Origin of the sequence: Klebsiella sp. KE9456 (genome assembly GCF_043832615.1) — a bacterium.
Taxonomy (GTDB): domain Bacteria; phylum Pseudomonadota; class Gammaproteobacteria; order Enterobacterales; family Enterobacteriaceae; genus Klebsiella; species Klebsiella indica.
Window position 1 is genome coordinate 119,887 of the sequence record NZ_JBDYQK010000014.1, and the last position, 23,730, is coordinate 143,616.

The window sequence follows — 23,730 nt, forward strand, 5'->3', positions numbered from 1 at the left end:
TAACCTGCTGCCATTTTACGTTCTGTGCTTTTTTTCATGTCAATCCCATTTTTCTATAAAATTCAATAATTATTCATAAACAAAACAATCGGAATTGTCATAAACTATTACTCGGGCTTTTTGGTTTTATACCCTGAATCATTCGAGTCGCAGGGCAACTAACGCGGATAACCGTGTTTGAAGCGGGCAAACGCCACCTCAGAATGGCTGGCACCTCACCGTGGCGCAAAGGTCCTCAGGAGCTTGCTGGATATGGCCAGATCGCATTGGGGAGCCCCAGGAATCGGGCGAGTAATTGCGACATCCATGCCAATTGAAATATGACGGGTATCTATACCGAAAATGGATTAACTCACCACTGCAAGGAGACGGAATGCATCACGCCACCCCGCTTATTACCACCATTGTTGGCGGCCTTGTGCTCGCTTTTATACTCGGCATGATTGCCAATAAACTACGCATTTCTCCTCTGGTGGGATATCTGTTAGCGGGCGTTCTTGCAGGGCCATTCACCCCCGGTTTTGTCGCGGATACCAAACTTGCGCCGGAACTGGCCGAGCTTGGCGTGATCCTGCTGATGTTTGGCGTCGGCCTGCATTTCTCCTTAAAAGATTTGATGGCGGTAAAAGCCATCGCCATTCCTGGCGCAATCGCCCAGATAGCCGTGGCGACACTATTAGGCATGGCGCTCTCTACAATACTGGGCTGGTCGTTGATGATCGGTATCGTTTTTGGCCTCTGTCTTTCCACCGCCAGTACCGTGGTGCTGCTGCGCGCGCTGGAAGAACGTCAGCTTATTGATAGCCAGCGCGGGCAAATCGCTATCGGCTGGCTGATCGTTGAAGATCTGGTGATGGTGCTGACGCTGGTTCTGCTCCCCGCCGTCGCTGGCATGGCGGAGAAAGGCGATGTTGGTCTGGCTTCGCTGGCCGTCGACATGGGTATCACCATCGGTAAAGTCGTCGCTTTTATCGCGATAATGATGCTGGTGGGCCGCCGCCTGGTACCGTGGATTATGTCACGTAGCGCCGCAACCGGCTCTCGCGAGCTGTTTACGCTGTCGGTGCTGGCGCTGGCGCTTGGCATTGCCTTCGGCGCGGTTGAGCTGTTTGATGTCTCCTTCGCCCTGGGCGCCTTCTTCGCCGGCATGGTGCTCAATGAATCCGAACTCAGCCATCGCGCGGCCCACGATACTCTGCCTCTGCGCGATGCGTTCGCTGTGCTGTTCTTTGTTTCTGTGGGCATGTTGTTTGACCCGATGATTCTGGTGGAACAACCGCTGGCGGTACTGGGAACGCTGGCAATCATTATCTTTGGTAAATCAGCCGCCGCTTTCTTTCTGGTGCGAATGTTTGGCCACTCACCGCGTACTGCGCTGACGATCGCCGCCAGCCTGGCGCAAATCGGTGAATTCGCTTTTATCCTCGCGGGGCTGGGGATGATGCTGAATCTGCTGCCGCAGGCCGGGCAGAATCTGGTCCTTGCCGGCGCGATTATCTCAATCATGCTCAACCCGGTGTTATTCACTCTGCTGGAAAAATACCTCGATAAAACCGAAACGCTGGACGACCAGACGCTGGAAGAGGTGCTGGAAGAAGAGAAGCAGATCCCGGTTGATATTTGTAATCACGCGCTGCTGGTGGGTTTTGGTCGCGTTGGCAGCCTGCTCGGTGAAAAACTGATGTCCCAGGGAATACCGCTGGTGGTTATCGAAACATCGCGTACGCGCGTAGATGAGCTTCGCGCCAGGGGAATTCGCGCGGTATTGGGTAATGCCGCCAACGAAGAGATTATGAATCTGGCGCATCTGGACTGCGCCCGCTGGCTGCTGCTAACCATCCCTAATGGCTACGAAGCCGGGGAAATCGTTGCTTCTGCGCGTGATAAGTGCCCGCATATCGAGATCATCGCCCGCGCCCATTATGACGATGAAGTGGAGTACATTGTTGAACGTGGGGCCAACCAGGTGGTGATGGGCGAGCGGGAAATTGCCCGCGCAATGCTGCAACTGCTTGAAACGCCGCCAGCAGGAGAGGTAGTGACGGGGTAAACGTCCCCCCTCCCTGGCCCGGTAAGCGTAACGCCGCCGGAAAATACAACTTAACGATCCCAGTAAGCCTCTTCCAGGCTGTCTTCCCGTTCCGGCAGGCCGCGAGTCAGGCGCGGCGAATGCTGATTCAGTACCTGATAGCTTACACGGTTAGCATATTTACACACCTGCGCCAGGGATGAATAGGTCAGCCATTTGCATTTGTGCTTGCTGGAGTTTGGCACGTTATTACGGTGATAGTTGTTGGCGGTGACATCATGCAACAGCGCCGCCAGCGCGCCGTCGCCCGCGCCGTTGGTATTCATGATCTTCTCCGGCCCGCCCATATACGGGGCAATATGCGAATAAATGCGCAGTGGATTAACGCAATCCTGATAACGCATCGCGCGGCTGAATTCATACTGGTTAAACTCGGCGATAGCCCCGGGCAGCAGCGGATGCTGCGTTTTTCGCTTCGCCTCATCCTCGGTAAAACTCGCCATATAAAGCCCGGCAGGCCCGGCGGTACACAGTACCAGATCCACCCACTCCAGCGCCTTATCGGCAGCCAGCAGTGGATCGGACAAGCCGGTCAGCGCTTCCGCTTCCTCTTCATTCATCGCCAGAATCGACACATGCTCCTTGAGGAACTGCTGCCACCAGTCCGGGTTATCGGCGATAACGTATTTGGTGCCCAGCGTCAGAACCACCGGCACATCGTGCTTTTTCGCATACTCAATGGCTTTCATCGTCGCGTCCGCCATCGGCTCGCCCGGTTTGCAGCGCACAAGATAAGACGTCAGCACCAGCGCGGAAGCGCCGGCGATAACGCTTTCCGGGATGCTGCCCGGGTGCAGTTTATTCATATGGCCAGGACTGATGGCAAAAGTACGCTCGCCGGAATCGCTAATCAGCGTAAAACAACGGCCAATCGCCCCATCCACGCCTTGCAGGTAGTTCAGATCGGTACGGCTGGAGGTATTACACAGATAACGGTAAGCATAACCGCCAATTTCAATATTGCGACACATCACGCCAAGCAGAACCGAGCGGTCATCCGCCAGCACCGAGTAGTTGTGCAACGTGTTGCCAATCGTGCCACCGGCAAACTGGTGGGTAATCAGATCATCGCGTACCAGCTCCTGATACAGCGCCTCGGCAACATCATCTTCAATCACCAGGGAGTGTCCGGCGCTCAGGCCGTAGCGTACGATAAACGCTTCATCCACTTTCGCTTCTATATCCACCAACGTTTGATCGATGCCGACGACCCAGGCGACGCTGGATTCATTGTCCGGCTGAATTTGTTTTAGCAGCGGATCGCGAGCGTTGACGGGAAAGTAGTGTTTGGATTTACGTTTACCGGGAAATTTCATAGTGGTGATTTATTGGCAGTGAACAAGCGGGGAATAGTAGCATACTCCCCTCACCACGCGCGATCAGCGATATTTCGCCGTCAGGTTGACCATCATTTCAATATGTGCGGAATCCGCATTAAGTGCCGGAATATATTCATATTTCTGCCCACCGGCGGTAAGAAAAATTTCCCGGTTCTGCACGGCGACCTCCTCCAGCGTTTCCAGACAATCAGCGGCAAATCCAGGACAAATAACCTGAATATGCCGGACCCCCTTCTCACCGAGCATTTTCAGCGTCTGGTCGGTGTAAGGCGTTAACCAGGGCTCCCGACCAAAACGCGACTGGAAGGTCATCATGACCTGTTCATGCGGCAGTCCGAGGGCTGAAACCAGTTCTCGGGTGGTATCACGACAACGCTGAGGATAGCTATCCCCTTGCCGGGCATAACGCTGCGGGATCCCATGATAGGAGAGCAGGAGTATATCCGGCTCACCATGCGCCACAAACGAAGCGCGAACGCTGGCGGCAAGCGCGTGAATATAATCCATATCATCAGCGTAATCGCGAATAAAAGAGATTCCGGGGATTGACCGTTTTTTGGCGAAAATACGTCCCAGTTCGTCCCAAACCGCCGCCACGGTAGAACAGGAGTACTGCGGATAGAGCGGCAGCACCACAATATGGTCAACCCCCTGCTCCAGCAGTTCATCCACTGCGCTTTCCAGCGACGGCGAACCGTAGCTCATCCCCAGCGCAACCGGCGTATCCGGCAGACATGCCGCCAGCGCCTGCTGTTGCTGACGACTGTAGACCATCAGCGGAGAGCCCTCCGCCATCCAGATAGACTGGTACAGCTTAGCCACCCGTGGCGCGCGCAGCGGCAATATCACGCCCCGCAGCAGCGGCCACCACAGCAGACGAGAAGTATCCACCACGCGTTGATCGCTTAAAAATTGCTTCAGATAGCGTTTAACCGCTTCAGGAGTTGGGGCATCGGGAGTGCCAAGGTTAGCCAGCAGGATACCGGTTTTCGTCTGATGCATTACCGCCTCTTATTGATTCAAATTGTTGATAATTGTAGCGGAAAAGCGAGGAAGAAAAACTAATTGCTGCGAGAGGTAAGATGAGAATTTGCCTGATGGCGCTGCGCTTATCAGGCCGACAAGAAAATCGTAGGCCGGATAGGGTGATTACACCGCCATCCGGCATTAACATTAACCACGCTAAAACTTAACCGAGGATTTTTTCCAGTTCGGCACGTACTTCGGCTACTGCTTTGGTGCCATCGACTTTCGCATACTGCGTGTTGCCCGCTTCGGCTTCTTTCTGGTAGTAACCAATCAGCGGCGCCGTCATCTGATGATACTCAACCAGACGCTTACGCACGGTCTCTTCCTGATCGTCTTTACGGGTGGTCAGCGCTTCGCCGGTCACATCGTCTTTTCCTTCCACTTTCGGCGGATTGAATTTGATATGGTAAACACGACCTGACGCCGCGTGCACGCGACGGCCAACGATACGATCAACGATCAGCTCGTCCGGCACATCGAATTCGAGAACATAATCAACCGCAATGCCCGCTTCTTTCATGGCGTCAGCCTGCGGAATCGTACGCGGGAAGCCATCCAGCAGGAAGCCGTTACGGCAATCTTGCTGAGTAATACGCTCTTTCACCAGGGCAATAACCAGTTCATCGGTTACCAGCTTACCGGCGTCCATGATGTCCTTTGCTTGTTTGCCCAGCTCGGAGCCTGATTTCACCGCGGCACGCAACATGTCGCCTGTGGAGATTTGCGGAATACCGTATTTCTCCATGATGAACTGAGCCTGAGTTCCTTTACCCGCGCCCGGAGCGCCAAGCAGAATGATACGCATTACGAAAATCCCCTTAAAGGTTGTCGATATTTTTTAAAAAAAGCGCTAAACGATACCACCATCACGCAACTCGCTCAAGGAAGGCGCCCGACGCTGAAACGGTTAACGGGATAAGAATAAGAAAAGAGCAGGTTTGAGAGGAATAAAATACCGAATGGCGGGCCTGAACAAACTGTAAAGCCGGACGGGACGCTCACGCGTCGCATCCGGCATCACGACGCCGCTATCAGGATACCAGCAACTGGTTCATACGGCGAATAAACTGGTTCGGATCTTCCAGCGTGCCGCGTTCAGCGAACAGCGCCTGATCTAACAGCAGTTCTACCCACTCTTTGAACTGCGTTTCATCCTGGGTATCCGCCGCGCGTTTCACCAGAACGTGATCCGGGTTGAGTTCGAAAATATATTTCACTTCCGGCACGGTCTGGCCCGCAGCGGCAAACAGTTTCGCCATCTGCGTGCCCATCTCATCCGCATCGGTGGTGACAATAGCCGGCGTATCAGTCAGGCGATGGGTCAGACGAACCTCTTTCACCCGCTCGCCCAGCAGTTTTTTCACCCGCTCAACGAACGGCTCAAGCGCTTTTTCCGCTTCTTTGGCGCTTTCATCAACTTCATCTGTCAGTTTATCCAGCGACTCATCGGCTTTCGCCACTGACTGGAACGGCTTACCGTCGAACTCGGTCAGATAGCTCATCATCCACTCGTCGATGCGATCGGAAAGCAGCAGAACCTCAATGCCTTTCTTACGCAGCAGTTCCAGATGCGGGCTGCTCTTCGCGGCGGCATAGCTGTCGGCAGTGATGTAATAGATCTTCTCCTGCCCTTCTTTCATGCGGGAGATATACTCTTCCAGAGAGACGGTTTGCGCAGAAGAATCCGTATGCGTGGAAGCAAAACGCATCAGCTTAGCGATAGTTTCCCGGTTAGCATGATCTTCCGCCGGGCCTTCTTTCAGCACCAGACCAAACTGCTGCCAGAAAGTCTGGTATTTTTCCGCATCGTCTTTCGCCAGTTTTTCCAGCATCTGCAGCGCGCGTTTGGTCAGTGCGGTGCGCAGGTTGCGGGTAACGGTGCTGTCCTGGAGGATTTCGCGGGAAACGTTCAGCGGCAGATCGTTGGAATCAATCAGACCACGCACGAAGCGCAGGTAGTTCGGCATGAACTGCTCGGCGTCGTCCATGATAAAGACGCGCTGTACGTACAGTTTCAGCCCATGTTTGTGATCGCGGTTCCACATATCCCACGGCGCCTGAGACGGGATGTACAGCAGGCTGGTGTACTCCTGCTTACCTTCCACGCGGTTGTGGCTCCAGGTCAGCGGGTCGGTATAGTCGTGAGCAATGTGTTTGTAAAACTCGTTATACTCGTCGTCTTTAATTTCCGACTTATTGCGGGTCCACAGCGCCTGGGCTTTGTTGATTTTCTCCCAGGAAATGACGGTTTCACCGTCAACCTCTTCGCGCTTTTCAATTTCAACCGGCAGCGCGATATGGTCAGAGTATTTGCTGATGATCGAACGCACGCGCCAGTCGTTGAGGAAATCATCTTCGCCTTCACGCAGGTGCAGCGTAATCTCGGTACCGCGATCGGCTTTGCTGATATCAGCAACGGTGTATTCTCCTTCCCCTGCGGATTCCCAGAATACGCCGTTTTCCGCGCTATCACCCGCCGCACGGGTGCGTACGGTCACTTTATCAGCGACAATAAACGCCGAATAGAAGCCGACGCCAAACTGGCCGATCAACTGGCTGTCTTTCGCCTGGTCAGACCCCATGGACTCAAGGAATGCTTTGGTGCCGGACTTGGCGATAGTACCGAGATGATCAATGACCTCATCACGGTTCATGCCGATACCGTTATCGGCGATGGTCAGGGTGCGGTTGTCTTTATCAAATGAAACACGCACGCGCAGCTCACCATCCCCCTCGTACAGATCCGGCTGGGACAGCGCGCGGAAACGCAGCTTATCGGCCGCATCAGAGGCGTTGGAAATCAGCTCACGCAGGAAAATTTCTTTATTGGAATAAAGAGAATGGATCATCAGGTGCAGAAGCTGTTTTACCTCTGACTGAAAACCACGAGTTTCTTGTCCTTTCATCTAAATCAACCTCAACAATGCCATTGTTAATGGTAAAAAAACCGTTGAGGGTGAGATGGGGACAAAAAGGGAAATTTTCAAGCGGAGGCCCCAAAAAGCACCTCCGTTTGGTTAAAAACGAATCTTGTGACGCCCGGCAAGGGAGTGGGACAACGTGGTGCCGTCGACCATTTCCAGCTCACCGCCCACCGGCACACCGTGAGCAATACGGCTGGCCTCCACGCCATATTGCGCGCAAAGCTCGGCAATAAAGTTGGCGGTCGCTTCTCCCTCCACCGTCGGGTTGGTGGCGAGGATCACTTCGCTGAGCGATTCTGACGCCAGACGCTGCTCCAGACGATCGAGACCGATATCATCCGGCCCGATGCCGTCAAGCGGCGACAGATGCCCCATCAGCACGAAGTAGCGCCCGGAATACTGGCCGGTCTGCTCAATGGCGTAGATGTCCGCCGGACTTTCTACCACACAGATCTGGCCATTTTCTTTACGTCGAGGATTACTGCAAATATTGCACACCTCTTGTTCAGTAAAGGTGCGGCAATCGGCGCAGTGACCAATTTCCGACATCGCCCGGGTGAGCGCCTGCGCCAGGCGCATCCCGCCGCTGCGGTCACGCTGCAGCAGGGTAAACGCCATGCGCTGCGCTGACTTCGGGCCAACGCCCGGCAGGCAACGCAGCGCTTCCATAAGCTGAGTTAGCAGCGGACTGGTCTGCATCAGAACGGCATCTTAAAGCCAGGCGGCAGTTGCATACCGGAAGAAACAGACGCCATCTTCTCTTTCTGGGTCTCTTCAATACGACGCGCCGCATCGTTGAACGCCGCAGCGACCAGATCTTCCAGCATCTCTTTGTCATCTTCCAGCAGGCTTGGGTCGATTTCCACGCGACGGCAGTTGTGGGCGCCATTAATGGTCACTTTCACCAGCCCCGCGCCAGACTCGCCGGTGACTTCCAGTCTGGCGATTTCTTCCTGCATCTGCTGCATCTTTTCTTGCATCTGCTGGGCTTGCTTCATCAGGTTACCCAGGCCGCCTTTTCCAAACATAAGCTCTCTCTCTTGATGGTTTACAATCGCAAGCCACGCTTACGATCAAATGGGGCGAATACTCTCTTCATCCAGTTCCGCGTCAAAGAATCGACGTAGCGTCTGAATGTTGTTATCCGCAACAATCGACTCACGCGCCTGCGCGAGTTTCTCTTCATAAATCGCCTGACGCCACTCCAGCGGCGTGCGCACCGCGGGATTATCATCTTCAACGATGGTCAGTTCAACCGTCGAGCCCGTTAGAGCACTCAATGCTTCCGCCAGCTTTTGCTGCGCGCCAGCAGAGTTGAGGTGTCGCTGCGCAGTCCGCAGATGCAGACAAATCGTATTGCCGTTCTCCTCTTTCCAGGCGTTTAATGCCACCTGTTCCACCAGCTTCGGCAGGGAGAGCTGGCTAATTTGCGCCGCCCACGGATCGCGTTCAATCGCTTCCGCGGCCAGTTTCGCTGCCAGTTCCGGCGTTTTCTCATGCTCCAGCGCCTTTTTCAGCGCTTTCGGCGTTGCCGCCTCTTCTTTTACTGCTTCGACAATCGTCGTCGCTTTCCAGCGATAGGCTTCTTTCTTCGTCGGAGCCTGTTCCAGAGCCGCTGCCGCCGGGCGCGCCTGCACGCGCTCGGTAATCGAACTCAGTCGTTCAAGCGCGGCGTTATTCACCGGCCGCGCGCGGGAAGCGGCTGCCGGTTCACTCTTTTTTGAGCGGGGCGCTCCCTGGCTGCGCTGTAGCTGGCTGCGGGCCGCCAGCACCTGGCTGGTGGTCTGCGGCAGATTCTGCGGCGGCTGTCCAACGGGTGCCGGGGCAACCTGCGCGACAGGGGCGGCCGGAGTAACCCGCGCCGGTGGCGTTTCCGGCTCCGGTAGCGGCAGGCGCGGATGAAAGGCCAGCGCGCGTAGCAGCGTCATTTCGACCCCCATTCTCCTGTCCGGCGCATAGGGCAACTCTTTACGGCCAATCAACAACGTTTGATAGTACAGCTGGACATCGCCTGGCGGCACCGTGCGCGCCAGCTCGCGCATCCGCAGTTCCACGACAGCCATATCGGCGCCCAGCGCCGAGGGCGAGAGCTGAACCATGGCAATACGGTGCAACAGGCTAAGCATCTCAACCAGTAAGGCTTCCCACTCCACGCCACGCGCGGCCGCCTCATTGACGCCGGCCATCACGCGCTCGCCGTCGGCGGCAACCAGCGCCTCAATCAGCGAAAGCGCCTGATCGTCGTCAAGAGTGCCAAGCATGGCGCTAACGGACTCGGTCGTCAGACGGCCGTCGCCGCTGGCGATTGCCTGGTCGGTCAGACTTAACGCATCGCGCAGGCTGCCGTCCGCCGCGCGTGACAGTAATTGCAGCGCCCGCGGTTCAAAAGCAATCTGCTCCGCGCCGAGAATATGCTCCAGCTGATGGCGAATTTGCTCAACGTCCAGCGCCTTCAGATGGAACTGCAAACACCGGGAAAGAATGGTCACCGGCAGCTTTTGCGGATCGGTGGTCGCCAGCAGGAATTTAACGTGCGCGGGCGGCTCCTCCAGCGTTTTTAACAACGCGTTGAAGCTGTGGCGCGACAACATGTGGACTTCATCGATCAGATAAACTTTGAAGCGACCGCGGGCTGGCGCGTACTGAACGTTATCCAGCAGGTCGCGGGTATCTTCGACTTTGGTGCGCGAGGCGGCGTCGATCTCAATCAGATCGACAAAGCGCCCCTGCTCGATTTCACGGCAGTTATCACAGACGCCGCACGGCGTGGCGGTAATACCGGTTTCGCAGTTTAGCCCTTTCGCCAGCAGACGGGCGATAGAGGTTTTACCGACGCCGCGGGTACCGGAAAAAAGATACGCGTGATGAATACGCCCTAACGACAAGCCGTTCGCCAGTGCGGTCAACACATGTTCCTGGCCGACAACGTCAGCAAAGGTTTGTGGGCGCCATTTACGGGCCAGGACCTGATAACTCATGGGCTAACTCTGAAACGCTGGAAGGTGGATACATAGGGGGAATGCTAACACAACCTCGCAAATACAGCGAGGTTGCCAGGTTAGATTCAGGCCTTATCGTGGCAGCCAGTCAGGTGACGGACAGCACGCAAAAGCCTGAGCGTACAGGTCATACGTGAGGATTTATTCGCTACGCTCACCCTTTTGGGTATTCAAAACGCAAATACGTTTTGTCAGGCCTGACCGGGGCCGAAATGGCAAATAAGGTAGCCTGAATCAGTGTCCCGGGAAAGGAACCAGACTATAGCTATTAATCTCCTGTTTCTCCAGACGCTGCTCGCCGCCCAGATCGAACAGATTGATAATAAAGGCCGCGTCATGCACTTCACCGCCCAGACGGCGGATCAGCTTCACGGTCGCTTCAATCGTGCCGCCGGTCGCCAGCAGATCGTCAACCACCAACACCTTATCGCCCGGTTTGATGGCATCGACGTGGATTTCCAGCTGGTCGGTGCCGTACTCCAGCTCATAGCTTTCAGCGATAGTTTCACGCGGCAACTTACCCGGCTTGCGTACCGGAACAAAACCGACGCCCAGCGCCAGCGCAACCGGTGCGCCAAACAGGAAACCACGCGCCTCGGTGCCCACCACTTTAGTAATACCCGCGTCTTTATAACGCTCGGACAGCAGATTAATGCTGAGCGCGTAAGCGTTCGGGTCTTCCAGCAAGCTGGTGACATCCCGGAAAAGGATGCCCGGCTTCGGGTAATCCTGGATGCTTTTGATGCTGTTCTTCAGATATTCAAGCTGCTGTGCAGTCGCGGTCATAAGTTTATGCCTGATTAAAACGGTATTACTCACGGGCATATCAGCCTGGCCAAAGAAACATTTGTTTAACCTTTGACCGGGTTTACCCGTACTCGAAAACGCCAGAATTTACTGTCTGTCTGCGTCAATTGCAACCATCATTATTGCGCATCAGCGCTTTTGTTGTTTTGCATCAACCACCGGAATACGCCACATAAATATCAGCAAACAGGCCAGAATAAGCAGCAGTAAAATGCGCACCCATGTAAGATGAACCAGCCACAGGGAAATGGCAAAGGTCAGCAGAATCATCGCCACCGCCCGCGGCTTAGCGCCTGGCGGCATCGCGCGGTATTTTTGCCAGTGACGCAGGTAGCCGCCAAACCATGAGCGATACAAAAGCCAATGGTGAAAGCGCGGCGACGAGCGGGCAAAACACCACGCAGCGAGCAGAATAAACGGCGTCGTTGGCAGTAAAGGTAAAAACAGGCCCAGCGTCCCCAGCACTACCGCCAGCCAGCCAATGATGATTAAAATAATTCGAGGCATAATGCGAATCGTTATCAAGATGATGAGGCTAATGTAGCACAATTGTTTATCAGAGGAGGGAGACGTTATTTGAAAACGACCCGGCTTTTACATTCGCTGGAACATCAACTGGCGGATCTGGCAACACAGGTTGCGCCGCTGGCCAATCACACGACGCTCAGTCCACGGTTTGATCGCCAGTTGTTCCGTACCCGTAGCACACAAATGCAGGCTTATCTTGATGAGGCTAAAGCGCACTTTAATGCGCTACAACAGGCGGTCGAGCGTCAGCAGCTACCGCAAGTCGCCTGGCTGTCGGAACGTCTCGTCGCCCAAATATCAGCGATCGGCCGGGAGACAGCCACCTGGTCATTACGCGCCTGGGACAGCGCTTCACCGATGCTTAATCGTTGGCAGCGCAGACGTATACAGCATCAGGAATACGAACGACGATTGCTGGCCATGAGAAACGATCGTCAGCGCCAGCTGACGCAAGCGACGAGTCCGGAAGAGCAGCATCGGCTGGCAAAAGAGGTGGAGATCTACGCCGGACGTTTAGCCCGCTGTCGCGATGCGCTGGAAAAAATTGAAGCCAGGCTGGCCCGCTTAACACGCTAACCGCAGGAGGTGATATGTCGCTGGAAAATGCGCCTGAGGAAGTCAAACTGGCGGTCGATTTAATTATGCTGCTTGAAGAGAATAAGATCCCGGCGCAAACCGTACTCGCCGCGCTGGAGATTGTTCGTCAGGACTATGAAAACAAAATAAAAAGCGCGGAATCCTCCTCGTAATAAACACAGAAGCCGTCAGTGGTCAGCGCATTAAGGGTGTCAATGTCGTTGTCAGGTGATGAGTGTTTTTGCCGGTGTAAACCTGAAAACGCGCAGCCACGCACGCCAACCCGAAGTATGGCTGAGTATAGAGAAGGCGGCGCGTCGGCCGCCCCTCACGACATCATTAGCCAATCACCGGAGAGGCATCGCCATCCTGGCCGTCACGCTTCACTTCTGTCACTTCATCGCCTTTTGCATTACGCAGATGAACCTCCAGTTGGTTGAAGGCGATATCGATATTATTCTCGCGACACAAACGGTCGATAGCGCGGTTAAGCTCATCCACCGCGTAGCTACGGTCGCGCAGTTCACGCACGTACAGGCGTAGTTCATGATCGAGCGTGCTGGCGCCGAAGGTAGTAAAGAAGACCGATGGCGCGGGCTCCTGCATCACTTTCGGATGCTCCTGAGCCGCCTTCAGTAGCACCGCTTTCACCTTATCGAGGTCCGAACCATAGGCCACGCCAAGACGGATCACCACGCGGGTTACGGTGTCGGAAAGCGACCAGTTGATCAAACGCTCCGTAACGAAAGCCTTATTGGGAATAATGACCTCTTTACGGTCAAAATCGGTGATGGTGGTGGCACGGATACGAATCTTACTGACGGTACCGGAAAACGTGCCAATGGTCACCGTATCGCCAATACGCACCGGGCGTTCAAACAAAATAATCAAACCAGAGACAAAGTTCCCGAAAATTTCCTGTAAGCCGAAGCCAAGACCAACCGACAGTGCCGCCGCCAGCCATTGCAATTTATCCCATGAGACGCCGAGTGAACCAAATACCGTCATCGCGCCAATCACAATAATGGCGTAGTTCAGGATCGTGGTAATTGCGTATGACGCCCCCTGGCGCATATTCAGCCGCGAGAGCACCAGCACTTCGAGCAGACCAGGTAAGTTGCGAATCAGCGCCCAGGCCACCATCAAGGCGACAATGGCAAACAACAAACTGCCCATCGTGACGCTTTTCACAACATTGCGCCCGGCCTCGGTCGCGTTGTAGTGCCACAGCGTAATGCTGTCGAGATAGGCGAAAACGGTGATGAGATCGGACCAGATTGCCCAGAACAGCACCGCAAACAGCGCGATCATCACCAGCATCGTAATACGCAGCGTCTGCTGGTTGACCTGCTCCAGAGCAATGGTGGGTTCTTCCTGCGGCTCAGCGCCCTCGGCCCCTTCTTTGACCAGGTGCTGACGGCGCGCCAGCGCGCGACGCCAGGCAATACGCCGGGCGGCGACGCTCAGACCGCGCAGTACAGTCTGGTAAAGCAGATTCCACAGCATGACCAGATAAACGGTGTCAATCCAGCGGCCCGCGAGGCGCAGGGTGGTGTAGAAATAGCCTGTCGCCGTCAGCACCATAAGCGCGATAGGTACGATCGACAGTACAGTAACGATGATAAGGCGAAGGTTGTGGGACGCTTTATCGCGCCAGCTTTCCCGACATATCGGTAAAACAAGCACCGCAATCAGCAGCAGATTGAGGAAAATAACGCACTGCCCGATGACATCATCCATTAGATGCAGCGGCGACAGTTCCGACATGACTGACCAGAAGTTTAACGGCAGCAGAGCAAGGCTGACGCGGACAATCTGTCGCCGCCAGTGGCTGGTTAATCGTGACGGCATCGTAAAATGGTTTACCGCCACGCCGTCTTTTTCCAGCACCTTCCAGCACAGGCCAAATACCAGCCAGAAAAATGCCAGCTTTTTACTATAAGCCCAAAGCAAATCGCTGATATTTAGTTGCATTGTCAGCAAAATCAGGCCAATAGCCAGAATCAGCAGCACCACAGGTAATGCTCTGATCAGATCAATCAGAATCGCTTTCGGCGTATGGAGCTGGGTATCATTGCGCAGTTGCCCGACCTGCGACGCCAGTTTCGCCTGATACGCTTTTAGCCACTGCAGACGCCAGCGAATAAGCCCGGCAATCAGCAGCAGCGGCAAACCGGCAAGAAACGCGATAAAGACGGAAGGCCAGGCCTTTTCCCAGTTCACTTTAATTTTCATTGAGTTAAACTGGTCATTCAGCGCTTCAGGGAACGCTTTAATCCATTCCCAGTCCATCGGTCGATTGCTGTTTACCCAAAAAATCTGCTGAGTCAGGATGGCTTTCAGGTTCGTCGAAACGCTGATTAACTGCTGCTGATTCACCTGCAGGTTAATCGCCATCATCAGTTGATTACCCAGCTGTTTGTTCAACTGATCGAGCAGTTCCCGGCGCATATCAACAATTTCCAGAAGCGCATCGTGCACCTCGGGATTCACATCGCTACTATGACCGTCTTCCATCTTCGCGACAAACGCATCGCTCTGGAATAACGCATCACGCTGCTGATTAATCTCAAACTGTTCCAGACGCAGGTCGGCGATACGATTGGTCATATCGCCCAGTTCCTCTGCGGAAGGCAGGGTTTGCTGCTGTTGATAAAGAATACGCGACAGCAACAGGCTGCCTTTCAGCACGGAGATCTGCTCTTTAATATCGCGCTCCGATTGCAGCGCCCGATCGAGCCAGGTTTTCACTTTGATATTACGCTGAACCAGCTGATTACCGTCTTCCGTCGCCGAAATAAGCCTTTCGCTAAGCTGATGGTTTATATCCAGTTCTTGTTTCACCAGCGGGTTAGCCTGAATACGCGCGGTTTCATCCGGCGACGCCGCTTCCTGAGCGGTCTTTTCAGTGAGCGTCAAGCGCTTACTGTTAACCGCTTCCTGCAATAGCTGAAGCTGGTGCTCCAGACGGTTGCTGTTAGCGGTGACATAATCACGCTGTTTTTGCAGGGTATCCTGCAACACAGTGTTGCCCTCCAGGCTTTTGCGCTGTTGGTCTATCTGCGCATTCAGTAACGCCTGCTGCGCCAGCAGCAAATTTTGCTGACTGGGGCGTAACGCCTCCTCCCCTGCAGAGGTACCATTCAGGCGGTTACGGATCTGTTGCAACTGCTGCGACGCTGAATACATCGCATTTTGCACACGCTCCGGCTGCGTCTGCAGGGAGACTAACTGGCTGTTATAAGCCGCCAAATCGTTCTGCGCGTTTTGCAAATCATCCAGCATCTCAGAGACGCGCGACTCCAGCTGGCGCAGCGACAAGGTGTTCAACGTTTTACGCGTGGTTTCATCATCAGGCACATCACTCAATGCATTCAGGCTATTGATAGCCTGATTCATTTTTGCCGGCGCCTGCGCGACCTTCTGACGCAATTGTGCCGTTTCCGACTTTACGTGTTCAATTTTATCGAGGATTTCCAGGGTCTGGGTCAGATCTTGCTGAACCAGCTTGTCCTGCGCGGTCAGCTCTTTTTGCTTGTTCAACGTATTGAGCTGGCTCTGGACTTCAGATCGCTCAGGTAAATCAGCCGCAATCGCTTGATTAATGCGACTCAGGCTGACAAAAAAAATCAGGGTAATAATGAACGCAGACAGGGCGTTTCGCCAACGGATAGTGTGCAGCATAGTGTTAACATGAGTGGTTGCAAAAGCCGGAGAATACCGGGGATCGTCGCAGCGCGCAGAATAGCACTTCTGACACCGCGCGAATAGCGGCAGACAGCAGGAAAAATTCCCCCCCTGTCTCGCCAGCCGGCTTAATCGCCTGAACCTTCAGGACACCGTAATGAAGGGCAAAATTGATACATTTCAAGCAGCGTCACGACATATTCCCGCGCTTCTTTTTGCAGATCGAATGCATTCGGCGCCAGCAGCCAGTTTTCCATCAGACCGGAAAGGTAGCTACGCATTAAAATCGCCGCCCGGCGGGTGCGCAAATTGTCCGGCAACAGTTTCGCCGCAATGCATTCCTTCAGCGTTTGTTCGATACGCTCGTAATTCTCAAGACATAGACTACGCTGTGCTTGTTGAAGCGTGACCATTTCACCCACGAATTCACATTTATGGAAGAGAATTTCCATCATCAACCGCCGACGTTTCTCTGTCACCGTTGCTTCAAGGATATACACTAAGATCTCGCGGACAACTGACAGTGGATCGTTGGGAAATTTTGCCCGATACTCAACTTCGAGATCATTAATATTTGCTTCTGAAAGTAACCATATTTCATTAAATAAATCTGATTTATTTTTGAAATGCCAGTAGATAGCACCCCTCGTCACCCCGGCGGCTTTTGCAATTGCCGCCAGCGAGGTAGAAGATACCCCTTGCTGCGAAAAGAGATGCAGGGCGGCATCAAGAATTTGTTGCCGGGTCTCAAGCGCCTGTTGTTTGGTTTTTCGTGCCATAGGTCGGTGAGTTTACAGAGGTTACGTTTACATGCATTTGTGAATGTATGTACCATAACGTGACCATAGAAAGCATGTACCATAGCATGACCATAATAGAAACACAGTAGTGGGTTTGTGGTCAGTTGAGCCACTGAACAATTTGAAATTGGACACTCGAGGTTTACATATGAACAAAAACAGAGGGTTTAGGCCTCTGGCGGTCGTTCTGATGCTCTCAGGCAGCTTAGCGCTAACAGGATGTGATGATAAACCGGCGCAGCAAGGAGCCCAGCAAATGCCGGAAGTCGGTGTTGTGACTCTCAAATCTGCTCCTCTACAAATCACTACAGAACTGCCAGGCCGTACCAGCGCCTACCGCGTTGCGGAAGTTCGTCCCCAGGTGAGCGGTATTATTCTCAAGCGTAACTTCATTGAAGGCAGTGATATCAAGGCAGGCGAGTCTCTTTATCAAATTGATCCAGCGACCTATCAGGCCACCTACGAAAGCGCGAAAGGCGATTTAGCAAAAGCGCAGGCAGCGGCGAATATAGACCGATTGACGGTTAAACGTTATCAAAAACTGTTAGGGACTAAATACATTAGCCAGCAGGATTACGATACCGCCGTGGCAACCGCTCAGCAGAGCGATGCCGCCGTCGTCGCCGCCAAGGCCGCAGTAGAAACCGCGCGCATCAATCTGGCGTACACCAAAGTCACCTCTCCGATTAGCGGCCGTATTGGCAAATCGACGGTGACGGAAGGCGCTCTGGTACAAAACGGCCAAACTACCGCGCTGGCGACTGTACAGCAGTTAGATCCTATCTATGTCGACGTGACCCAATCGAGCAATGATTTTCTGCGCCTGAAACAGGAACTGGCCAGCGGCCAGTTGCAGCAGGAAAACGGCAAAGCGAAAGTTGAGCTGGTCACGAGCGACGGTGTGAAATATCCGCAGGTCGGGACGCTGGAGTTCTCCGACGTCACCGTCGACCAGACGACCGGCTCTATTACACTACGCGCGATCTTCCCGAACCCTGATCACACCCTGTTGCCAGGTATGTTCGTCCGCGCACGCCTGGAAGAAGGCGTTAATCCTGATGCATTGCTGGTTCCTCAACAGGGCGTAACCCGAACCCCTCGTGGCGATGCGAGCGCGATGGTTGTTGGTGAAGGCGATAAAGTCGAGGTCCGCCAGATTACAACCACTCAGGCAATTGGCGATAAATGGCTGGTCACCAAAGGATTAAAAACGGGCGATCGCTTAATTGTCACCGGCCTGCAAAAAGTCAAACCAGGCGTACAGGTGAAAGCGCAGGAAGTCGTTTCTGACGATAAACAGCAAGCCGCAGGCAACGCTCAGTCAGAATAAACCAGGTCTTAACTTAAACAGGAGCCGTTAAGACATGTCTAATTTCTTTATCGATCGCCCTATCTTTGCGTGGGTGCTCGCCATCATTATCATGTTGGCAGGGGGGCTTGCGATCCTCAAACTGCCGGTTGCGCAATATCCAACGATTGCGCCGCCGGCGGTGACGATCTCCGCGACCTACCCTGGCGCAGATGCGAAAACCGTACAGGATACGGTAACGCAGGTTATCGAGCAGAACATGAACGGTATCGATAACCTGATGTACATGTCCTCAAACAGTGACTCCACAGGTACCGTGCAAATCACTCTGACATTCGAGTCCGGGACGAATGCCGATATCGCCCAGGTGCAGGTGCAGAACAAACTGCAACTGGCTATGCCGCTGCTGCCTCAGGAAGTTCAACAGCAGGGGGTTAGCGTTGAGAAGTCATCCAGTTCCTTCCTGATGGTCGTGGGCGTCATTAACACCAACGGCACCATGACCCAGGAAGATATCTCTGACTATGTTGCGGCGAACATGAAAGACGCGATCAGCCGTACGCCAGGGGTGGGTGACGTGCAACTGTTTGGTTCACAGTACGCGATGCGTATCTGGATGGACCCCATCAAGCTGAACAACTTCCAGCTTACCCCGGTGGATGTCATTAGCGCGATCACCGCGCAAAACGCTCAGGTCGCCGCCGGCCAACTTGGCGGTACGCCGCCAGTGAAAGGCCAGCAATTGAACGCCTCCATCATCGCGCAAACGCGTCTGACCTCAACGGAAGAGTTCGGTAAAATTCTGCTCAAAGTCAACCAGGATGGTTCTCAGGTTCGCCTGCGTGATGTCGCCAAAATTGAACTGGGCGGTGAAAGCTATGACGTCATTGCGAAATTCAACGGCCAGCCAGCGTCAGGTCTGGGGATCAAACTGGCGACCGGCGCGAACGCGCTGGATACCGCCAGCGCTATTCGGGCACAGTTGAAAAAGATGGAACCGTTCTTCCCCTCAGGGCTGAAGATCGTCTACCCGTATGACACCACGCCATTCGTGAAAATCTCAATTAACGAAGTGGTGAAAACACTGGCAGAAGCCATCATTCTCGTGTTCCTGGTCATGTACTTGTTCCTGCAAAACTTCCGCGCGACGTTAATTCCGACCATCGCCGTGCCGGTGGTGCTGTTAGGGACATTTGCCGTGCTTTCGGTATTCGGCTACTCGATAAACACGTTAACGATGTTCGCGATGGTGCTCGCCATCGGCCTGTTGGTGGATGACGCCATCGTGGTAGTAGAGAACGTCGAGCGTGTCATGTCCGAAGAGGGATTGCCGCCAAAAGAAGCCACGCGAAGATCGATGGGACAGATTCAGGGCGCGCTGGTGGGTATTGCGATGGTGTTGTCCGCGGTATTTATCCCGATGGCCTTCTTCGGCGGTTCTACCGGCGCTATCTATCGTCAGTTCTCCATCACCATTGTTTCCGCAATGGCGCTGTCAGTGCTGGTCGCGTTGATCCTGACCCCGGCCCTGTGCGCGACCATGCTTAAGCCGGTCGCGAAAGGCAGCCACGGCGCAACCAAAGGTTTCTTTGGCTGGTTCAACAACATGTTCGAGAAGAGTACACACCATTACACCGATAGCGTAGGCAATATCCTGCGTAGTACCGGTCGTTATCTGGTGCTGTATCTGATCATCGTTGTCGGGATGGCCTGGCTGTTTGTTCGTCTGCCCAGCTCGTTCCTGCCAGATGAAGATCAGGGGGTCTTTCTGAGCATGGCGCAGTTACCCGCCGGTGCGACCCAGGAGCGGACGCAGAAAGTTCTCGATGAGATGACCAACTACTATCTCACCAAAGAGAAAAACAACGTTAAATCTGTATTCGCCGTTAACGGCTTTGGTTTCGCAGGCCGTGGGCAAAACACCGGTATTGTCTTCGTCTCGTTGAAGGACTGGAGCCAGCGACCAGGTAAAGAGAACAAGGTTGATGCGATTACCGCCCGCGCCATGGGCTACTTCTCGCAGATTAAAGACGCGATGGTGTTCGCCTTTAACCTGCCTGCAATCGTCGAACTGGGTACCGCAACAGGTTTTGACTTCGAGTTAATTGACCAAGCCGGTCTGGGACATGAAAAACTGACCCAGGCGCGTAATCAGCTGTTTGGTATGGTCGCTCAGCATCCTGATGTATTGACCGGGGTGCGTCCGAACGGTATGGAAGATACCCCGCAATTCAAGATCGATATCGACCAGGAAAAAGCGCAGGCGCTGGGTGTTTCTATCAGCGATATTAACACAACGCTGGGCGCTGCATGGGGCGGTAGCTACGTCAACGATTTCATCGACCGTGGTCGTGTGAAAAAAGTTTACGTCATGTCGGAAGCCAAATATCGCATGCTGCCGGAGGATCTCGGTGACTGGTACGTACGCGGCAGCGACGGGCAAATGGTCCCCTTCTCCGCCTTCTCAACCTCTCACTGGGAGTACGGCTCACCGCGTCTGGAACGCTATAACGGTCTTCCTTCAATGGAAATCCTCGGCCAGGCGGCGCCCGGTAAGAGTACCGGTGAAGCGATGAATATGATGGAAGAACTGGCAAGTAAACTGCCTGCTGGTATCGGCTATGACTGGACCGGTATGTCCTATCAGGAACGTTTGTCAGGTAACCAGGCGCCTGCACTGTACGCGATCTCACTGATTGTCGTCTTCTTGTGTCTGGCGGCGCTGTACGAAAGCTGGTCTATTCCATTCTCGGTTATGCTGGTTGTGCCGTTAGGGGTTGTCGGTGCGCTGCTGGCCGCAAGCTCGCGCGGATTGACTAACGACGTTTACTTCCAGGTAGGTCTGCTCACTACCATTGGGCTGTCGGCGAAGAATGCGATCCTGATTGTTGAATTCGCCAAAGACCTGATGGATAAAGAGGGCAAAGGCCTGATTGAAGCGACGCTGGAAGCGGTGCGTATGCGTCTGCGACCAATCCTGATGACCTCTCTGGCGTTTATCCTGGGGGTCATGCCGCTGGTTATCAGTTCCGGTGCAGGCTCCGGTGCGCAGAATGCCGTTGGTACTGGCGTCATGGGTGGTATGGTGACCGCGACGGTTCTGGCCATTTTCTTCGTGCCGGTATTCTTCGTGGTGGTTCGTCGCCGCTTTAGCAAAAAAAGTGAAGATATTGAGCACAATCATACGATTGAACATCATTAATCTTACGCTAAGGGCTGCATCCGCAGCCCTTTTTTTTGCTGCCCTTTTAAAGCGCACACATTGCCACTATTTATTTAAAAAAAACAATATATAATATTTAATTATATGTTATACGATTTATACCTTAAATAATTCAAGTTTCAGGACAAAACGGCTAACCGTTTTAAACAGCGCTTACGTAGTAGCCCTGAAGACCGGATCATGCAGCAAGTAAGATAGCCTTATTGAGTTTCCAGTGATTCAAATGACAAACCGCTCAGTAACAGATTTCAACACTGCCTGCAACGGCCCTGTAAGGTGAGTCCCCGGGATAAGCCACATAACGCCCAGACAACACTTAAGCCACCGGCATTAAACAGACATATATGTCATTTTTCTCCAATATCGCTCTCTCTATACTCACCAGGAATATTCTCATTCATTGATACTGAGAATATCGGGTGAAGAGACGGCCAGAGCTTAAACATAAAAAACGCGGCGTTTTGATCTGCATAGCAAGGCTATAATCGTTACACGGTTCCCCAATGACGGTCGCTGTTTATGCCTTCAGGGATCGTAATGCCAGACGCTGGTGCCAGAGAGCACATCCAAAAGATAATCCTATGACCAGAAAGGCATTTATGCCGTACGCAGAACCCTGCGGCCTGATACAGAGAACCTGAATCGCGTCTCTGCCATGCAAAACCATCCGCTTCATACGAACAGTTGAGTTTGATGAAAATTCATCGGTACTTTTCTTAAAAAATAGATAAACTACAACGCGGGCATCCCTCAATAACATTGAAAACTGCCGGCTAACCTGATGAAATATAAGCTCACTCTTCCCTTTCCGCCCAGGTTAATGTCACGATATAATAAAAATCCGGGTGCCGTGATAAATGATAATTGTAATTTTTCGTAATAGCACGATGAAATGTTTTTAGGAGTGGATTATAATTAAAAAGTAAGATTACAATGTATGTGTCAGGTCTGTTAGTCGTGTTCATCCCACAACGGTGTTGATAGTCGTCGTTTAAACCACTTAAAAGGGGATGCGTTATGGACGAATACTCGCCAAAAAGGCATGATATTGCACAACTTAGATTTCTCTGTGAAACCCTGTATCATGATTGTCTTGCAAACCTGGAAGAAAGTAACCACGGTTGGGTTAATGATCCGACTTCGGCTATCAATCTTCAACTAAATGACTTGATCGAGCACATTGCCGCGTTCGCACTTAATTATAAAATTAAGTACGCTGAAGAGAATAAACTGGTAACCCAGCTTGACGAATACCTGGATGATACTTTCGTCCTGTTCAGCAACTACGGCATTAACACGGCCGATCTACAGAAATGGCGTAAATCGGGAAACCGGTTATTCCGTAGCTTTGTGAACGCCTGCCGGGAAAACCCGGTCAGTCTTTCTTGTTAGCATTATTACAATTAAAGGGTGAATTTATGTCCACTAAAACATTAACCAAAATAGACTATTTGATGCGTTTACGACGCTGTCAGACAATTGATACGCTGGAGCGTGTAATTGAAAAAAATAAATATGAACTTTCCGATAATGAACTGGCGGTATTTTACTCAGCGGCCGACCATCGCCTTGCTGAGTTGACGATGAATAAGCTGTACGACAAAATTCCTCCTTCAGTCTGGAAATTTATCCGCTAGTGCATTTCGAATGAAAGTTGAATGACCTTTACCGTAAACATCATCCCCTGATACAGATAATAAATGTGGAGTCATTCATATATGTTAGCCAACTCCGGCAATGAAACCGGTTTCATTATGTGCTGTGGCGGCATACGCAATCCATAAATAAAGCAGCCGCCGTGAAATGAACATCAGATGATCGTCGGTGAGAGCCATCTCGCTGGGGTGTTTTGCTGCGAGCCTTTCGCCTGCCTGCCAGGTGTCTTGTGGTACATTACAGTGATTCAGCCCCCGAAGAAGAAATGTTAAGGGAAACAGGCCCGGCGAGACGATGCGGAGCGCATTTATTGATAGTCCGCAACGATGATAACGACGCGCGTTCCTCAGAAAAATGACGCTCCCCGCCGCAGTCGACGGTAACTGTTATGCTTTTCTACAACCAATCTGTTACTTTCCCCTGTGTTTTGCGCAACATAAAATAACCTCAGGCTGGGCCAGACCAGGGCACATGGATGGGCTGCGCCATCCGCGGCCAACGCATATGCAACTTGCAGTGTGACTGGGTATAGCAGAATTTGAGGAATAAGATGACAGAAATACAGCAACTGCTGAAGAACACCATTGATGAGCTTAATATAAAGGAGAAACGCGACAACCGTCCGCGTTTTAGTATTAGGGTGTGTCCCGTAACTGTTTTTTGTACAATCTGGCACCTGTTTTGACCACAAAAGTACCTTTAACATGGCTCGTTACGATTTCCCTGATGATGCATGGGCGATAATTTCTCCCATGTTGCCTGC

At 53.0% G+C, this 23,730-nt stretch carries 18 protein-coding genes, 1 pseudogene and 1 other annotated feature; of the genes and pseudogenes, 8 read left to right on the plus strand and 11 right to left on the minus strand.

Annotated elements, in window-relative coordinates:
- The first annotated feature begins 373 nt into the window (after nt 1-373).
- Complete coding sequence (ybaL, locus tag ABK821_RS15725; RefSeq protein WP_138357985.1) at nt 374-2,050, plus strand: YbaL family putative K(+) efflux transporter; 1,677 nt, start codon at nt 374-376, stop codon at nt 2,048-2,050.
- A 50-nt stretch (nt 2,051-2,100) separates the two neighbouring features.
- Here ybaL and ABK821_RS15730 read toward each other — a convergent pair whose 3' ends face one another.
- The 9 genes from ABK821_RS15730 to ABK821_RS15770 form a co-directional block, all read right to left on the minus strand.
- A complete protein-coding gene (locus ABK821_RS15730) occupies nt 2,101-3,405 on the minus strand; it encodes an inosine/guanosine kinase (RefSeq protein ID WP_343178322.1) in 1,305 nt (434 codons plus the stop codon).
- A gap of 63 nt (nt 3,406-3,468) precedes the next feature.
- Nucleotides 3,469-4,431, minus strand: coding sequence for a ferrochelatase (gene hemH, locus ABK821_RS15735; RefSeq protein WP_343178323.1), 963 nt, complete (start codon nt 4,429-4,431; stop codon nt 3,469-3,471).
- Between the two features lie 187 nt (nt 4,432-4,618).
- Nucleotides 4,619-5,263: an adenylate kinase gene (adk, locus tag ABK821_RS15740; RefSeq protein ID WP_138357991.1), complete on the minus strand. Its 645-nt coding sequence runs from the start codon at nt 5,261-5,263 to the stop codon at nt 4,619-4,621.
- A 226-nt stretch (nt 5,264-5,489) separates the two neighbouring features.
- Nucleotides 5,490-7,364, minus strand: coding sequence for a molecular chaperone HtpG (htpG, locus tag ABK821_RS15745; protein ID WP_138357993.1), 1,875 nt, complete (start codon nt 7,362-7,364; stop codon nt 5,490-5,492).
- A 111-nt stretch (nt 7,365-7,475) separates the two neighbouring features.
- On the minus strand, nt 7,476-8,081 hold the full coding sequence (recR, locus tag ABK821_RS15750; protein WP_138357995.1) for a recombination mediator RecR: 606 nt from the start codon (nt 8,079-8,081) through the stop codon (nt 7,476-7,478).
- Nucleotides 8,081-8,410: a YbaB/EbfC family nucleoid-associated protein gene (locus ABK821_RS15755; RefSeq protein ID WP_042324433.1), complete on the minus strand. Its 330-nt coding sequence runs from the start codon at nt 8,408-8,410 to the stop codon at nt 8,081-8,083. The genes recR and ABK821_RS15755 overlap by 1 nt, the downstream gene beginning before the upstream one ends.
- A gap of 45 nt (nt 8,411-8,455) precedes the next feature.
- The gene (dnaX, locus tag ABK821_RS15760; RefSeq protein ID WP_343178324.1) at nt 8,456-10,360 is read right to left on the minus strand and encodes a DNA polymerase III subunit gamma/tau; all 1,905 of its coding nucleotides are present in this window, start codon (nt 10,358-10,360) and stop codon (nt 8,456-8,458) included.
- Nucleotides 9,059-9,123, minus strand: a sequence feature (DnaX frameshifting element). (Overlaps the previous gene by 65 nt.)
- A gap of 255 nt (nt 10,361-10,615) precedes the next feature.
- Nucleotides 10,616-11,167, minus strand: coding sequence for an adenine phosphoribosyltransferase (gene apt / locus ABK821_RS15765; protein WP_138357999.1), 552 nt, complete (start codon nt 11,165-11,167; stop codon nt 10,616-10,618).
- A 150-nt stretch (nt 11,168-11,317) separates the two neighbouring features.
- Nucleotides 11,318-11,695, minus strand: coding sequence for a DUF454 family protein (locus ABK821_RS15770; RefSeq protein WP_138358001.1), 378 nt, complete (start codon nt 11,693-11,695; stop codon nt 11,318-11,320).
- A 69-nt stretch (nt 11,696-11,764) separates the two neighbouring features.
- Here ABK821_RS15770 and priC point away from each other — a divergent pair, with 69 nt between their 5' ends.
- The gene (gene priC / locus ABK821_RS15775) at nt 11,765-12,292 is read left to right on the plus strand and encodes a primosomal replication protein N'' (RefSeq protein ID WP_308561329.1); all 528 of its coding nucleotides are present in this window, start codon (nt 11,765-11,767) and stop codon (nt 12,290-12,292) included.
- Between the two features lie 14 nt (nt 12,293-12,306).
- Complete coding sequence (rsmS, locus tag ABK821_RS15780) at nt 12,307-12,465, plus strand: pleiotropic regulatory protein RsmS (RefSeq protein ID WP_138358005.1); 159 nt, start codon at nt 12,307-12,309, stop codon at nt 12,463-12,465.
- 166 nt (nt 12,466-12,631) lie between these two features.
- Here the strand turns inward: rsmS and mscK are convergent, their stop codons facing one another.
- Both mscK and acrR read right to left on the minus strand, forming a co-directional pair.
- Nucleotides 12,632-15,976 (minus strand): mechanosensitive channel MscK, encoded by a 3,345-nt coding sequence (gene mscK, locus ABK821_RS15785; RefSeq protein ID WP_343178325.1) that lies wholly within the window; start codon nt 15,974-15,976, stop codon nt 12,632-12,634.
- A 131-nt stretch (nt 15,977-16,107) separates the two neighbouring features.
- Entirely contained in the window at nt 16,108-16,758 is a 651-nt protein-coding gene (acrR, locus tag ABK821_RS15790) for a multidrug efflux transporter transcriptional repressor AcrR (protein WP_138358009.1), read from the minus strand.
- 169 nt (nt 16,759-16,927) lie between these two features.
- On the opposite strand from acrR, the gene acrA reads away from it, so the two are divergent.
- From acrA to ABK821_RS15815, 5 genes and pseudogenes are all read left to right on the plus strand, one after another.
- Nucleotides 16,928-18,109, plus strand: coding sequence for a multidrug efflux RND transporter periplasmic adaptor subunit AcrA (gene acrA / locus ABK821_RS15795; RefSeq protein ID WP_138358011.1), 1,182 nt, complete (start codon nt 16,928-16,930; stop codon nt 18,107-18,109).
- 34 nt (nt 18,110-18,143) lie between these two features.
- Nucleotides 18,144-21,290 (plus strand): multidrug efflux RND transporter permease subunit AcrB, encoded by a 3,147-nt coding sequence (gene acrB / locus ABK821_RS15800; protein WP_138358013.1) that lies wholly within the window; start codon nt 18,144-18,146, stop codon nt 21,288-21,290.
- A gap of 1,038 nt (nt 21,291-22,328) precedes the next feature.
- On the plus strand, nt 22,329-22,703 hold the full coding sequence (gene tomB / locus ABK821_RS15805) for an Hha toxicity modulator TomB (protein WP_138358015.1): 375 nt from the start codon (nt 22,329-22,331) through the stop codon (nt 22,701-22,703).
- 26 nt (nt 22,704-22,729) lie between these two features.
- Nucleotides 22,730-22,948 (plus strand): HHA domain-containing protein, encoded by a 219-nt coding sequence (locus ABK821_RS15810; RefSeq protein ID WP_138358017.1) that lies wholly within the window; start codon nt 22,730-22,732, stop codon nt 22,946-22,948.
- A gap of 569 nt (nt 22,949-23,517) precedes the next feature.
- A pseudogene (locus ABK821_RS15815) lies at nt 23,518-23,604 on the plus strand (YlaC family protein); the annotation flags it as partial.
- Nucleotides 23,605-23,730: the final 126 nt, after the last annotated feature.